The organism is Arcobacter sp. LA11, from assembly GCF_001895145.1.
Classification (GTDB): domain Bacteria; phylum Campylobacterota; class Campylobacteria; order Campylobacterales; family Arcobacteraceae; genus Halarcobacter.
In genome coordinates, this window is record NZ_BDIR01000005.1 from 354,802 (window position 1) to 369,126 (window position 14,325).

Annotated in this window: 15 protein-coding genes; 6 read left to right on the plus strand and 9 right to left on the minus strand. The window is 28.6% G+C overall.

Annotation, left to right across the window (positions count from 1 at the left end; all coding sequences use genetic code 11):
* Positions 1 to 4: 4 nt before the first annotated feature.
* Positions 5 to 547, minus strand: coding sequence for a hypothetical protein (locus BT997_RS07735; protein ID WP_072680858.1), 543 nt, complete (start codon positions 545 to 547; stop codon positions 5 to 7).
* A gap of 240 nt (positions 548 to 787) precedes the next feature.
* Between BT997_RS07735 and BT997_RS07740 the strand changes: the two genes are divergently transcribed.
* On the plus strand, positions 788 to 2,329 hold the full coding sequence (locus tag BT997_RS07740) for a phospholipase D family protein (protein ID WP_258239451.1): 1,542 nt from the start codon (positions 788 to 790) through the stop codon (positions 2,327 to 2,329).
* Between the two features lie 179 nt (positions 2,330 to 2,508).
* On the opposite strand, the gene BT997_RS07745 is transcribed toward BT997_RS07740, so the two are convergent.
* Positions 2,509 to 2,889 (minus strand): hypothetical protein, encoded by a 381-nt coding sequence (locus BT997_RS07745; RefSeq protein WP_072680860.1) that lies wholly within the window; start codon positions 2,887 to 2,889, stop codon positions 2,509 to 2,511.
* 175 nt (positions 2,890 to 3,064) lie between these two features.
* Positions 3,065 to 3,568, minus strand: a complete 504-nt coding sequence (locus BT997_RS07750; RefSeq protein ID WP_072680861.1) for a hypothetical protein — start codon at positions 3,566 to 3,568, stop codon at positions 3,065 to 3,067.
* A gap of 218 nt (positions 3,569 to 3,786) precedes the next feature.
* Between BT997_RS07750 and BT997_RS07755 the strand changes: the two genes are divergently transcribed.
* Positions 3,787 to 4,341, plus strand: a complete 555-nt coding sequence (locus tag BT997_RS07755) for a C40 family peptidase (protein ID WP_072680862.1) — start codon at positions 3,787 to 3,789, stop codon at positions 4,339 to 4,341.
* Between the two features lie 642 nt (positions 4,342 to 4,983).
* Here the strand turns inward: BT997_RS07755 and BT997_RS07760 are convergent.
* From BT997_RS07760 to BT997_RS15695, 5 genes are all read right to left on the minus strand, one after another.
* Positions 4,984 to 5,706, minus strand: a complete 723-nt coding sequence (locus tag BT997_RS07760) for an abortive infection system antitoxin AbiGi family protein (protein WP_072680863.1) — start codon at positions 5,704 to 5,706, stop codon at positions 4,984 to 4,986.
* A gap of 188 nt (positions 5,707 to 5,894) precedes the next feature.
* A complete protein-coding gene (guaA, locus tag BT997_RS07765; protein WP_072680864.1) occupies positions 5,895 to 7,430 on the minus strand; it encodes a glutamine-hydrolyzing GMP synthase in 1,536 nt (511 codons plus the stop codon).
* A gap of 250 nt (positions 7,431 to 7,680) precedes the next feature.
* Positions 7,681 to 9,069, minus strand: a complete 1,389-nt coding sequence (gene nhaD / locus BT997_RS07770) for a sodium:proton antiporter NhaD (protein ID WP_072680865.1) — start codon at positions 9,067 to 9,069, stop codon at positions 7,681 to 7,683.
* Between the two features lie 149 nt (positions 9,070 to 9,218).
* Positions 9,219 to 10,670, minus strand: a complete 1,452-nt coding sequence (gene nadB, locus BT997_RS07775; protein ID WP_072680866.1) for an L-aspartate oxidase — start codon at positions 10,668 to 10,670, stop codon at positions 9,219 to 9,221.
* On the minus strand, positions 10,670 to 10,795 hold the full coding sequence (locus tag BT997_RS15695) for a lipoprotein (RefSeq protein WP_258239452.1): 126 nt from the start codon (positions 10,793 to 10,795) through the stop codon (positions 10,670 to 10,672). Before BT997_RS15695 ends, nadB begins: the two co-directional genes overlap by 1 nt.
* On the opposite strand from BT997_RS15695, the gene BT997_RS07780 reads away from it, so the two are divergent.
* On the plus strand, positions 10,775 to 11,182 hold the full coding sequence (locus BT997_RS07780) for a DUF721 domain-containing protein (RefSeq protein WP_258239453.1): 408 nt from the start codon (positions 10,775 to 10,777) through the stop codon (positions 11,180 to 11,182). The two genes, BT997_RS15695 and BT997_RS07780, sit on opposite strands and share 21 nt — an antisense overlap.
* On the opposite strand, the gene BT997_RS07785 is transcribed toward BT997_RS07780, so the two are convergent.
* Positions 11,166 to 11,756 carry a M48 family metallopeptidase gene (locus BT997_RS07785; RefSeq protein WP_072680868.1) on the minus strand — a complete coding sequence of 197 codons (591 nt, stop codon included), beginning with the start codon at positions 11,754 to 11,756 and terminating at the stop codon, positions 11,166 to 11,168. The genes BT997_RS07780 and BT997_RS07785 overlap by 17 nt on opposite strands.
* Positions 11,757 to 11,819: 63 nt before the next feature.
* On the opposite strand from BT997_RS07785, the gene BT997_RS07790 reads away from it, so the two are divergent.
* The 3 genes from BT997_RS07790 to BT997_RS07800 are packed head-to-tail and all read left to right on the plus strand — an operon-like array spanning position 11,820 to position 14,320.
* Positions 11,820 to 12,992, plus strand: a complete 1,173-nt coding sequence (locus BT997_RS07790; RefSeq protein ID WP_072680870.1) for a pyridoxal phosphate-dependent aminotransferase — start codon at positions 11,820 to 11,822, stop codon at positions 12,990 to 12,992.
* A 6-nt stretch (positions 12,993 to 12,998) separates the two neighbouring features.
* Complete coding sequence (locus BT997_RS07795) at positions 12,999 to 13,901, plus strand: cation diffusion facilitator family transporter (RefSeq protein WP_072680872.1); 903 nt, start codon at positions 12,999 to 13,001, stop codon at positions 13,899 to 13,901.
* Positions 13,886 to 14,320 (plus strand): rhodanese-like domain-containing protein, encoded by a 435-nt coding sequence (locus tag BT997_RS07800; RefSeq protein WP_072680874.1) that lies wholly within the window; start codon positions 13,886 to 13,888, stop codon positions 14,318 to 14,320. Before BT997_RS07795 ends, BT997_RS07800 begins: the two co-directional genes overlap by 16 nt.
* Positions 14,321 to 14,325 lie beyond the last annotated feature (5 nt).

The following is a 14,325-nucleotide window of genomic DNA, read 5'->3' on the forward strand; positions in this document are numbered from 1 at the left end:
GCCTTTAAAATATTTTGTTAAATTGATTATCAAGTTGAAGATAAAACTTATAATCTTTTTTATCGATTGAAATTCTTAGAAAATATAAATTTTTTACATTTTTATAATCGACAGGTTCATCAGATAAATCTTTAAATTTGATATCTTGTAAAAAAGTAAAGTCTTGTTCATTTAGACATATAACAATTGAATTTGATAAACTCAAAAATACTTCTTTTTCATTTTGAGTATATTGCCCTAAAACTGACGCAAGTTCTATTGGAAGATGATATATTATTTCATACTCTTCATCTTCACTTTCAAATGCAAATAAATAGCTTGAATATTTATCCTCTTGTAATGAGTTTACACTATGAAATAAATCATTTTTAATTACAGTTTTTAATATAATCCTATCAAAAGTATTACTAATCACTTGTAATATGAGTTCCCTAATTTTTGTATTTCTAGATGAAGGTTTATAATTTATATCTGAAGGATTTAATATATCATCAGGATTTCTTTCTATTGTGGCTTCTATATTTTCGTTAGTTAAGTAAAATGGCAATAAAAATTTCCTTTGTTTAATATTGATTTATTTTGAAAAATAAAAAATAGATATTTATGTTAGTTTAGATTTCTAATTAATACTCTCTTCGTATTTGGAGTTTATCATAGTTGAAATAAAAATAGAGGTGCAAACTTATATATCTTATTAATAGATTCTTGGAGATAAATTATAGTAAATTGAAATTTCCAAAATATTAAACCTTATTCATGTTATAATTTACAAAAAATGGATTACTCATTGCAAAATTTTAATAAAACCTTCAAAATATTATCAAAGATACTATTACTATTTACTCTTTCTATTTATATTTCAAATAGTACAAGACTTTTCGCATCTAGCACAGGTATTTATTCTTCATATAAAAGTGATTTGATGTTATCAGATTATTTAAAAGATGTTAAAAATAAAATGCAAAATAAAACAGGTGTTTACGTACTAGAACAAGGAATAGAAGCTATGTTGTCTCGTGCATGGCTAACACAACATGCCCAAACTACAATAGATGTGCAATATTTTATTTTCTCAACTGACAATATAGGATTAATAGCAACAAATTATTTGATAGAAGCAGCAAAAAGAGGCGTCAAAGTTAGAGTTTTAGTTGATGATATTATGGTTGAAGCTAGTGGTGAAGATTTACTTAAAATTGCATCACATAAAAATATTGAGATTAAAATATATAATCCTATGGCAAATATTGGTAAAAATATTTTTCAAAAAATCATTAACTTAAGTACAGATTTTCATAAATTAAATCAACGTATGCATAATAAAACCTTTACTATTGATGGAAAAGTTACTATTACAGGAGGAAGAAATGTTGCCGATGAGTACTTTGGATATGACCATGAATATAATTTCCGTGATAGGGATGTATTATTAGTTGGTGGTGTCGTTAGTAAAGTACAAAAATCTTTTAATGAATTTTGGGAAAATAAATTAAGTGTAGACATAAAAGATTTACTTAAAAATAAAAAACTAGATAGTGACACACCTATTTTTACAAAACTACATGAGTATGCTTCTAATCCAAAAAACTTTGTACCATCAGTTAGAAATAAAATAAATGAAATACCCTTAGCTATAAAAGAGATTCAAGAACAAAAAAAGCTTCAATGGATAGAAAATGTTCAGTATATCTCTGATATTCCTGGGAAAAACAATGCTAATAAATTTTTAGCAGGTGGAGGAGCATCTACTGATAAATTGATTTCATTGCTAAAAAATAGTAAAGAGTCTGTTATTATTCAAACTCCATATTTAATTACCACTAAAAAAACTAGAAAAATTCTAAAAGAACTTGTAGCAAAAGGTGTTGATATTAAAATTTTAACAAATAGCTTAGCATCAACAGATAATCTTGAAGCATTTAATGGCTACCAACGTGATAGACAAGCCTTACTTAAAACTGGTATTGAAGTATATGAATTCAAACCAAATGCAAAAATAAGACAAAAAATCATGTCAGAAGTCATGCAAAAGCAACTAAAAAAAGCCCCAATATTTGGGCTACATGCAAAATCTATGGTTGTAGATAATAAGACAAGTATTATTGGGACATACAATGTTGACCCAAGAAGTGCTAACTTAAATACAGAAAATTTTGTGATTATCCCATCTAGTAAAATTGCAAAAGAAATCAAAGAAGGTATGATAGAGGAAATGAAAGAGGAAAATGCATGGAAAATATCTCTTGATTGGAATCCAGATAGTTTGGTAGATTTAAAAAAGAGAATTAGGGTGAAAATTCGTAGAATTGTTCCTAAGAGTATTTTGTAATTGAAGTTTTAAAAAATTTTATTACCTTTTGATATTAAAAAGTAAAAGTGAAACTTTTCTATAATTTCTAAGAAAACCTGAAAAAAGAGGACTATCCTCTTAATCTAGCTTTATAAAAAATGCAGTTTCAAGCCTTTAGATCTTATTTTAAGATATTCTCATTCTTATTATTACGAATCCTATTTATGTAGTAAACTAACTACACATCTAGATATATGGAAATTTCTTGGGTATTCATCAGAAATAAAGAAAAAATCATCAATACGCCATCCGTATCTATCTTTTTGAACTAAAACATTACGCCCTAATGTCAAGTCACCTTTGTTATCACAAACTATGGTTTTTCCATTTTTAAATTCTTTTTTTACTATATCCATTCGATCTACTGTTTGGTTATAATGCCAAGTAATAACAAGAGCAAAAAATATAAATGCTCCGAAAAAAGATTTTTTAAACATGCCTTTACGCACAAATGAACGAGTAGTTGTAAATGCTATTATAGCTAATAATAAAGCGGATACAGTCAATAATCCCGCCTCTAGTATAAAAAATTCTTTCATTAATTTCCTTCACATAATATCTTTCTTTTTACTAAAAAAAATATTATATCCTAAGTTTTTTAAACTCTTAGATTAGAAGACTAATTTTAGTAAGTCTAATCCTTGACTATTAAATATTAAATTGCCAGTTCTATATTTTTATAAAATGAAGATTCACTCTGAGAGAATATAATTTTTATTTTATTTCACATAGTGCAAAGTCAAAATGAATACCAAAACTAAATTCACTATATAATTTTTTAGTTACTAAGTTAAAATCTTTTAAATTTACATTGCTTTTTATAATCATATTTCCAGCATCATAAAAATAAATAAAAGGCAAAGTTTTAGTAATATTGTTCATTGTTATTTGAAGTTCAATCATACCATGTCTAGGACCTCTACCAACTCTTTTTTTAGCTTGAATATGCACTATTTTTGCAAGAATATCTTTATTTTTAAAATCAGCTTTTATGGTAGAACCAATAAGTATCTCTTTAAAAACTGCACCTTCTTTTTTAACAGCTTTGTATTTTACAGTTTTACTTTTACCCTCGATAGCATACTTATTACTTGTATATTCAGCCCAGTTAAAAGTTACTTCTCCCTTTTGAGATAAAATACAACCCATTTTTGGTTTTTTATTCTGTGCATGTGACATAATATTAAGACATAATAATAGTAATAAGATATATTTCATATAGGTATTCTCGCTTTTTTCTTAAGATTATAGCAGAATATTTATTTTGACTCTTAATTAAAGGTTAGAAGTGTATTTTGATTATTTTTGAGTAGAAAAAAACAATAGAAAAATCACCATAACCGTAAAGATGTGATTTTTAATAAAATATATACTAAAATTATTGATACAAGTAGAAGTACTGATTTATTAAATATCGAAAAAGGGAACAAAATATTATGAAAATATTAAAACCTTTTATTTATATATTCATAGCTTTTGGAGCATCCTATTTATACTTATATGGAAAACCAGCTCTTACAAATGAAAAAGAAGAAAATTCAAAAATAAATACAGTAAATAAAGTGCTGCAAAAAAATTCTAATACTTCTACTAAAAATATAATATCATTAGCAAAATCAAAAATAGGAAGCCCTTATTTATATTCTAAAAATGGTCCAAGCAGTTTTGACTGTTCTGGATTTGTATATTATATTTTTAAAGAAAACAATATAAATCTACCAAGAACATCCATAGCTCAATCAGAAATAGGTACTAAAGTTAGTGTAGACAGACTTAAAAAAGGAGATTTAGTTTTTTTTGATACAAGTTTAAAAGGTCAGGTAAATCATAGTGGCATATATTTAGGAGATGATAAATTTATCCATGCAAGTTCAGGAAAAGCCAATGGAGTGACTATTTCAGATATGAATGGATGGTACAAAGATAAGTTTAAATGGGGAATTAGAAAAGATACCTTGCCCTATCATGATTTAACTATTAGCACCAAGTAACAAAAAACTTTAAGTCTTATTTTCTTTAAATAAAGAAAAAGTATTTATAAAGCCTAAGAATTGGGTTTTAAGATTGTACGTTTAGTATGCTAGTCTAAATAATATAAAGTGAAGATTCAAGCTCATGACTATAGTTTTTATGAAAAATATAAGTTTCCTATAAGAGTTACAACTACAAATAACTTTACAAGTAAAATTTGTGCAATTTTACTTTCTTTTATTTTTTCTATCAAGATTTATCCCTTTTCTATTTTTAAATATTTATTCGAAACAGATTATATATAAAATAGTCTGAATAATTTTATACTTATATAGAAGAAAAGTTTCTTCTTGACTTTTTGATGGCAAAAAGTAAGACAAAAAGCCACCAGCCAAATTGCTAAAGGCAAAGCTTCCCTACAGTTTATAATTTCTTTTCTGCCTTGCGAAACTCGTCGAAAAAGTGATCTTTAATCACTTTTCTCTCCTCAAACATTCTCAGGCTTTTTCGAAAATAAATTAAAAACTTTCGGCTTTAACAAAGGCTGGGATTATTACCAATCTAAACTTTTATGAAAAAAAGTGTGTCTTTTATATTTTATTTTATAACTATATAATTATTTATAGTGAAGTATGCATTCCCATCCAGGCGATGAGAATTAGTTAAAAATCATTTTTTATCTGTTCGGTAGTAATAATTCTTGTCATCAACCTCTCTACATCATGAAAAGAATAATTTTTACCTTTTGCACTTCTAAGAACATTCAAAAAGTCTCCAATTTCATTTTCATCACGTATAATTATATACTGGATATCATTAGGTTCAAAATCTAAAGAATACTTATTTAAGTCAATTTCACTACATTCATCATGTTTGCATATATATTTTTCAGACTCATTTAAATCAAGTACATACCTCCATTCTCTTTCATCTGAGAACCTGTAATTTTTTATTAAGGCTTCCCCTCTTTCTAAATTAGATTGATAGTTTTTTGTATATCTAAATATATCAATGATTGCTCTTTGACTATCAGTTGCAGTCTCTGTACTTATATCTGGTTCTGTTAAATATTTATAAAATAATTTTTCATAGCTTTCTGATAAATGTGAATCTGTATCAACATATAAAACAGGATTTAATCTTTTTTTAATCGCCCAATTTTTAGAAAGTCCTATTCCATATGAACCATACTTTGAAATATGTTCTTTAATTTGGGACAAAGGTATATCACAAAAACTAACCATTGGAATACCTAAATTATATTCATTATTTTTCAATATAATTTTCTCTTTGCAATATGAAAGTTTAAAATTATTATTAAGAATACCAATTAAAGCTTCTTTTTTATCTGTAAAATGTATTATTGAACTTGGACTTATACCCATTAACTCACCTTTGAAATTTCAATTAATTATATTAAAAAATAATAAAAATATAGATTAATAAAAAATAAAACTAATTAAAATTTTGTCGTAAGTTTGGTGTAGATTTTGCCGAAGTCTAGCGAAGGTGTACTACTCGTACATCAAAGCTAGAATTCGGTGAAAGATGCGCCGAAATTACGGCAAAAAGATTATTCCCACTCTATTGTTGCTGGTGGTTTTGAAGATATATCATATACTACTCTGTTGATTCCATCAACTTCGTTGATGATTCTTCTTGAAATAGTTTCTAAGACATCATGAGGGATATGTGCAAATGTTGCTGTCATACCATCTGTTGCTTCTACTATTCTAACACATACTGTGTTGTCATAAGTTCTGTTATCACCCATTACACCTACTGATTTTACGTTTAATAAAACTGTAAATGCTTGCCATGTCTTGTCATATAAACCTGTTGCATGAAGAACGTCTAACATTATTGTGTCAGCTTTTCTTAGAAGTTCTAAATCAGGCTTATTTACATCACCCATAACTCTAATAGCAAGTCCTGGTCCAGGGAAAGGATGACGACCTATCATATCTCTAGGAAGTCCAAGTTCAAGTCCTAAAAGTCTTACTTCATCTTTGAAGATTTCTCTTAGTGGCTCAATTAACTCAAAAGTCATCCAGTCTGGTAATCCACCAACATTGTGATGTGATTTAATAGTTTTTGAAGGACCTTTTACAGATACAGATTCTATAACATCTGTATAAAGTGTACCTTGTGCTAAAAACTCAATATCATCATGCTTTTTAGCTTCTTTATCAAATACCTCAATGAAAGTTTCACCAATGATTTTTCTTTTTGTTTCAGGGTCTGTAACACCTGCTAATTTTGATAAGAATTGCTCTGATGCATCAACAGTAATTAAGTTAACACCTCTTGCTTTGAACATAGCTTCAACTTGTTCTCTTTCATTTGCTCTTAAAAGTCCATTATCAACAAACACTGGTATTACTTGATTTCCAATAGCTTCAGCTAAAAGTGTAGCAACTACAGAAGAATCAACTCCACCAGATACACCACAAAGTACTTTTTTATCACCTACTTGCTCTTGAATCTTTTTGATTTGTTCTTTTGCAAATCCACCCATATTCCATGTTGAATCACATCCACAGATATATTTTGCAAAGTTTTTAAGAATTTTAGAACCCTGCTCTGAGTGGTAAACTTCTGGGTGAAATTGAAAAGCGTAAATATTTTCATCTTCATTTGCAATAGCTGCATATGGAGAGTTTTCTGATGTTCCTATTACTTCAAAACCATCTGCTAACTCATCAACTTTATCACCATGAGACATCCAAACAATTTGACCATCATCTGTATCTTTAAAAATTGCATTGTCTTTTTCAAATTGTAATCTTGCTTTTCCATATTCATGATGGTCTGCTGGAATTACAGAACCTCCATAAAACTGAGAAATAAGTTGCATACCATAACAAATTCCTAAAATAGGAAGACCTAAATTAAAGATTTGATCATCTGGATGATAAGCATCTTGTGCATATACTGATGCAGGACCACCTGAAAGGATAATACCTCTTGGAGTTCTAGCTAAAATATCTTCAATTCTTTCATTGTAAGGTACAATCTCAGAATAAACACCAGCTTCTCTTAATTTTCTTGCAATAATTTGTGTATATTGACTACCAAAATCTAATACAACTATTGGTACATGTTTCATTAAATAGTTTCCTTTGAAAATGTCCCATTTTAAAGGGGACTTAGATTATTTGTCTTCTTTTAACAAGATGGATAAACCATCTTTAAAGAAGCAAACTCTAAAGAAAGCAAAGAATTGCTTTTTCTTATATAAGGTCGGATTATATCTAAAAAGTGATTTAAATTTGATAAAGTGACATTTTGAAGCAAAAAAAAAGCTTCTCAAGGTTTCCCCTGAGAAGCTTTTTATATCGGCTATAGACTCTTTTTTATTAGTGTCCAATTCCTAGCATTTGATACTGAACATACCAGATAGCTACAGAAACAAAGTAACCAATTACAATTGTCCAAGCATATTTCATGTGTGAACCAAATGTATAAATTCCATGTAGTTTACCCATAACACCAACACCTGCTGCTGAACCAAATGAAATCATAGAACCACCAACACCTGCTGTAAGTGTTACAAGCATCCATTGGTCAAGTCCCATTGTTGGACTTGCTTTAAGTACTGCTGACATAACTGGAACATTATCAACAATTGCTGATAAGAATCCTACACCAATATTTGACCACGTTGGTCCTAATACTGATGGGTCATATACAACGATTGCTAATGCTAACCATCCAATAAAGTATAAAGCACCAACTGCTGCTAAAATACCGAAGAAGAACATTAAAGTATTGTTTTCAATTTTTGCCATTGAATGGAAAATATTAAAGTGGTCAACACCATATTTCTTTTTAAGTCCATAAGAATAAACTTTAAGTAGAGAAAGACCAAACATCATACCCCACATTGCTGGTAAATGTAACACTTGGTGAGACATTACTGCACAAAAAATTGTAAATACACCTAAGAACATTACTACTTTAGCCCCCTCAGACATTTTAGGCTTCTCTTCTTTTGAAGCATCAAATGGAGGTTTTTCATCTGGCACAAATCTAGCTAAAATAACTGCTGTTACTAAGTATCCTACAATAGAAGCTGGGAATAAGAATAAGAAATCAACAAATGTTCCTTTTCCTGCTGTCCAAGCCATAAGAGTTGTGATATCACCAAATGGTGACCATGCACCACCGGCATTTGCAGCAACAACGATATTAATAGCACCAGGTACTAAGAAATCTTTTCTTGTTTTTTCAATTGTAATTAATACAGTTGATAAAATAAGAGCTGTTGTTAAGTTATCCGCAATTGGAGATAAGAAGAATGCAATAAATCCAGTTACCCAGAAAAGCTTTCTATATGTATATCCCTTTGAAACAAGATTATATTTTAATCTATCAAATACACCCATATGAATTAGAGATTCTATATATGTCATAGCAACAAATAAGAAGAAGAAAATTCCAGCAATCTCTAAAATTAAGTGGTTTGCTTCAGTATGAACTAATCCTAAATCTAAACCATTTAATGCATAGTAAAGTGCAACTAAAATAAACATGAATGTACCTATAAATAACGCTGGTTTAGCCTTATCAATCTCATATTTTTCTTCAGCAGCTACAAAATAGTACCCTACTACAAAAATAAATAAACACGCAAATCCAACCCAAGTCATAGTTAAATCAGGTGCAACTGCTCCAGCTGCGGCTCCCCCGCCTGCAGCAAATAACGCTATAGATGATAACAATAGTGTCATCAGAATCTTTAACATTGTTTCTCCTTAATAAAGTGTGCTACGAGTGATTTTTTCCTATCAATCGCAGCTGTTAAAATTGATTTTGCCGTAAGAAAGCTTAAAAATAATTGTTTTTGTAAAGTTTTTGTCAAGAAAATGTCAACTTTTTTCAAGTGTAACAATTATCACTTTTTACTAATAAAGTGTGCCCCAAGAGATTCTTTTCTATTCATTGCAGCTTCTAATATAGATCTTGCAGTAAGTAATCTTAAAAATAATAACCTACCTACTTTTTCATTCAAGAAATTGTCAACTTCTTTAATTGTTTTTTCTAAAGATGAACTATTTCTTACTATTGCAGCATTTTCCCACATTAGTACTCGTAATCTATCTTTTATAGATTTGTCTATTTCTTGATTACGAACATAAGATTTTATAATATTAGTATAGTTTTCGCATGAAATCTTAAAATTTTTTTTCAAAGAATCTTCAACTGCAACCTTAGAGAAAACAACACCTTCAAGTAGAGAATTTGAAGCTAATCTATTAGCTCCATGTACTCCTGAACAAGCTGCTTCACCTATTGCATAAAGATTTTTCACATCTAAAACTTTTGCATTTATATCTGTTTCGATTCCACCCATTGCATAATGAAAAGCAGGAGAAATTGGAACTTTTTCAAAAGGTAAATCATAACCCAAATCATTTAAATTTGCATAAATATTTGGGAATCTTTTTCTGAAAAAATTCTTCTCAAAATTATCAAAAGATAAATAAATCTGTAATTTAGTTTTATGAAAATAATCAAATATAGCTCTTGAAACTACATCTCTTGGAGCAAGTTCTCCATCTATATGATAATCAAATAAAAATCTATAGTCATTTTCATCTACAATATAAGCACCCTCACCTCTTAAAGCTTCACTAAGTAGTGCTTTTCTAGCAAAAGATGTACCTTTAAATACAGTTGGATGAAATTGCATCATTTCCATATCTTTTAAAGCAAGACCTTTTTCAACACAAATACCTTGAACTTCCCCTGCAATTGCAGTTGAGTTTGTATGATACTTATAAATAGACCCTATTCCACCACTAGCTATGATTGTATTATGTGCATATACAGTTTTTTCTTCTGTTTCACTTACAAAATATTGAACTCCATAACAAATACCATCATGAATAAGTAAATCATTAACTACAGCATTAGTTTCTATATCATGCTTACATTGACTTAATAAAAATAAATGCATCATTCTTCCTGTTGCATCACCATCTGCATGTAAAATTCGGCTTCTACTGTGTGCAGCTTCTTTTGTAAAAGCTAACTCACCTTCACTATTTAAGTCAAATTCTAATCCATTATCAATTAAGTCTTCAATGCACTCTAAAGAGTTTTTACTTAATACTTCAACAGCTTCTTTATTGTTATAATTTGCACCAGCAGTCAAAGTATCTTGTATATGATTTGATATGTCAGTATCATCAACAGCAGTTGCAATACCACCTTGTGCATAGAATGTGTTACATTCCCAAGGAGATTTTTTACATAAAATCAAAACTTTTTTTGATTTAGGGATTAACCTTGCTGCATTTAAACCTGCAATTCCAGAACCTATAATAATATAATCATATATCATTATTTAACTACTTCCTTTTTATCACCTTCGTAAACAGGTGGTCCTTTATAACCACAACCGCCAAAAGATAATAAAACTCCTGCTATAATAATAGCATGAAAAAAATGAATGAAATTCTTTGTCATCTTAAAAATAATCCTGAATTCAGAAAGATTAATACACAAGAGACAATCCAAAAGTTTATAGAACTATTGCCATTGAAACTTAAAAAAGGTATAAAATTTGCCTATATAAAGCGACAAATACTATACTTTGTACTAACTCATCCTGTTTATAAAATGGAGTTTGAGTATAACAAGAGTTTAATAAATGCACTATTAAAAAAATCTAACATTGCTAACGTGGAAGAAGTTAAGTTTTTTGTAACAAATAAAATCGAAAAAAGAGAAGAGAAGATAGAAAAAATTGACACTTTTGATGAACGTTCATATGGAATTTTTCAAAATAGCATAAAAGATGAAAAATTACATAAAATTACAGAAGAGATAAGAAATATTATAAAAAAGTCTTAAAAAGCTTCATCCTGTTTTTATAATCAGGACAATAAACTTCAACTAAATTCCAAAATCTTTTTGAATGATTTTTATGTTTTATATGGGCTAATTCATGAATTACCACATATTCAACGATTTCTATAGGATATTTTACTAATAATATATTAAAGTTTAATCCATTTTTATAGTTGCATGAACCCCAAGTATTTTTGTTTTTTCTAAATTTTAGTGAAGTTGAATGAAGTTTCATCTCTTTTGAATACTTTTCAACAATCAAAGGAATAATCTCTTTAGCTTTTTTTCTATAAAACTCATCTATATTTTTTATAGACTCATCTAGTTTATATTTTTCGCCTAAAAATAGGTACTCATCAGAAGATAGAAAATCTTTTTTTACAAAATTAATTCTTTTTTCTATCCATTCTTTTTTCTTTTCTATTAACTTTTTTGCATCATTTATAGTAAAAAAAGGATTTGAAGAAATTTCTATTAACTCACTGTTTTTAATTCTTAAATAAGTATGTCTATTTCTTATTTTTTTTATTAGTTTTACAGTAACCATTTTATTTAATATTTTAGTATCAAAAATCATCTCAACTCTTAAGCAAATTTTAGCTAAAATCATATCTAAATTTATTAAAGGGATGATAAAAAAATGAAAATTGCAAACAGAATGGATAACCTTTCGCCATCAGTAACTATGGCAATTACTGCTTTAGGAAGAGAGCTAAAAGCTCAAGGTAGAGACATTTTAAGTTTTAGTGCAGGGGAACCTGATTTTAACACACCAGAAATTATTAAACAAGCTGCTATTGAAGCAATTAAAGCTGGTCATACAAAATATACCGCGGTAGAGGGTATCACAGAAACAAAACAAGCAATTATCGATAAATTAAAAAGAGATCATGGCTTAGATTATGAATTAGGACACATTGTAATTAGTAATGGTGCAAAACACTCACTGTTTAATCTTTTTCAATGTCTAATCGAAGAAGGTGATGAAGTAATTATTCCAGCACCTTATTGGGTTACATACCCTGAACAAGTTAAATTCTCAGATGGTGTACCAGTATTTATTGACACAGATGATTCAACAAACTTTAAAATTACAGCTGAACAATTAAAAGCTGCAATTACACCTAAAACAAAAGTATTACTTTTAAATACACCTTCAAACCCTACAGGTGGAGTTTATTCAGAAGAAGAACTTTTAGCACTTGGAGAAGTATTAAAAGGGACTGATATTTTAGTATTTTCTGATGAAATGTATGAAAAAATCATGTATGATGGAACAAAATTCACAGCAGCTGCCCAAGTTAGTGAAGATATGTATCAAAGAACAATCACTATCAATGGTATTAGTAAATCAGTAGCTATGACTGGTTGGAGATATGGATATCTTGCAACTCCTCATAAAGATTTAGTAAAAGCAATGATCAAATTCCAAGGTCAAGTTACTTCAAATGTTAACTCAATTACTCAATATGCTGCAATTGCTGCATTAGAAGGTAAAGCTGATGAAGATATGGAAATAATGAGAGTAGAATTTGAAAAAAGAAGAAATATTGCAATGGAACAATTCAACGCAATTTCTGGGCTTTCTTGTGTAAAACCAGATGGTGCATTTTATCTTTTTGTAAATATTAAAGATATCACTAATGACTCTATGGACTTTTGTGCAAAACTATTAGAAAAAGAAGGTGTAGCAGTTGTTCCAGGACTTGCATTTGGAACAGAAGGTTATTTTAGATTTTCTTTTGCAACAGATTTAGAATCAATTGAAGAAGGAATTAGAAGAATCAAAAAATTTGTTAGTGAAAATTACTAATAAAATATGACTCCACAAAAAAAAGCTACCGTAGTATCAAGTAGTGTTGCGGCACTACTTACACTTATCAAGCTTGTAGTTGGTATTGCAAGTGGGTCAGTTGCAGTTTTAGCATCTGCAATTGACTCAGTTTTAGATATGTTTGTATCTGTATTTAACTACTTTGCTATTAATAACTCTGAAAAGCCTGCTGATAAAACATTTAATTATGGAAGAGGAAAAATTGAAGCACTAGCTTCTGTAATAGAAGGTACCATTATTACAGTTTCTGGACTATTTTTATTATACCAAGCTATTAAAAAAGCTATAAATGGTGAAGTATCTCATTATCTAGGTATTTCATTAACAGTTATGATTATCTCTTTAATAATCACTATTGCACTTGTTTTATATTTAAATAAAATAGCAAAACAAACAAACAGTATGGTTATCAAAGCAGATGCTCTTCATTATAAAACGGATGTTTATACTAATATTGCTGTTTTAGTTTCTTTAGTTTTAGTAAACTTTACAGGAATTGAATTAATTGATGTAATCGTTGGTGGTGGAATTTCAATTTTTATTATCTATTCTGCTTATGAACTTATTCAAGAAGGGATTTTAGTCCTACTTGATAGAGCTGTTGATGAAGAAATAGTTGAAAGTATTGTTGAAATAATCAAAGCAGAAGAAAAAGTTAATGCTCATCATCTATTAAAAACAAGAGATGCAGGAAGCCAAACTTTTGTAGAGGTTCATCTAGTTTTTGACTGTATTATTACACTTATGGATGCTCATAGAGTAACCGATAGAATTGAAGAAAAAATAAAAACCCTAGATTCAAATAGAAATTGGGTTATAAATATTCATATGGATCCATATGATGATTTTGAAATAAATGATGAAGGAAAACCATGTTCAATAAATTGATAATATCTTTACTCTTATTAGTATCAACACTTTTTGCAGAAATTGATTTTCAAAAAGCAATGATATATAAAGGTGATATAAATTCTAAAACAGCATATGATATGCAAAAAAATGGAACTTTAATTATAGATATAAGAACAAAAAGAGAATTTAACACACTTAGAGCAAAAGATTCTATTAATATTCCAGTTTTTTATGAAAAAAATGGGAAAAGAGAGTTTAATAGAAATTTTCCAAAAGAAATTTATACAACACTTGATGGTGATTTAAATAAAAATGTTATACTTATCTGTAGAAGTGGTTCAAGAACAAAACTAGCTTCAAACCTTTTAGCATACCAAGGTTTTAAAAACGTATATAACGTAAAAGATGGTTTCCAATATGATTGGATAAAGGTTAATTTACCAACTGAAAAATAGGAATA

What these genes read in the sequence shown, in the direction of transcription:
- nadB (WP_072680866.1), bottom strand. Translation starts at nt 10,670, where the DNA reads ATGATATATGATTATATTATTATAGGTTCTGGAATTGCAGGTTTAAAT.
- BT997_RS07795 (WP_072680872.1), top strand. Translation starts at nt 12,999, where the DNA reads ATGACTCCACAAAAAAAAGCTACCGTAGTATCAAGTAGTGTTGCGGCA.
- BT997_RS07755 (WP_072680862.1), top strand. Translation starts at nt 3,787, where the DNA reads ATGAAAATATTAAAACCTTTTATTTATATATTCATAGCTTTTGGAGCA.
- nhaD (WP_072680865.1), bottom strand. Translation starts at nt 9,069, where the DNA reads ATGTTAAAGATTCTGATGACACTATTGTTATCATCTATAGCGTTATTT.
- guaA (WP_072680864.1), bottom strand. Translation starts at nt 7,430, where the DNA reads ATGAAACATGTACCAATAGTTGTATTAGATTTTGGTAGTCAATATACA.
- BT997_RS15695 (WP_258239452.1), bottom strand. Translation starts at nt 10,795, where the DNA reads ATGACAAAGAATTTCATTCATTTTTTTCATGCTATTATTATAGCAGGA.
- BT997_RS07785 (WP_072680868.1), bottom strand. Translation starts at nt 11,756, where the DNA reads ATGATTTTTGATACTAAAATATTAAATAAAATGGTTACTGTAAAACTA.
- BT997_RS07760 (WP_072680863.1), bottom strand. Translation starts at nt 5,706, where the DNA reads ATGGGTATAAGTCCAAGTTCAATAATACATTTTACAGATAAAAAAGAA.
- BT997_RS07790 (WP_072680870.1), top strand. Translation starts at nt 11,820, where the DNA reads ATGAAAATTGCAAACAGAATGGATAACCTTTCGCCATCAGTAACTATG.
- BT997_RS07745 (WP_072680860.1), bottom strand. Translation starts at nt 2,889, where the DNA reads ATGAAAGAATTTTTTATACTAGAGGCGGGATTATTGACTGTATCCGCT.
- BT997_RS07780 (WP_258239453.1), top strand. Translation starts at nt 10,775, where the DNA reads ATGAATGAAATTCTTTGTCATCTTAAAAATAATCCTGAATTCAGAAAG.
- BT997_RS07800 (WP_072680874.1), top strand. Translation starts at nt 13,886, where the DNA reads ATGTTCAATAAATTGATAATATCTTTACTCTTATTAGTATCAACACTT.
- BT997_RS07750 (WP_072680861.1), bottom strand. Translation starts at nt 3,568, where the DNA reads ATGAAATATATCTTATTACTATTATTATGTCTTAATATTATGTCACAT.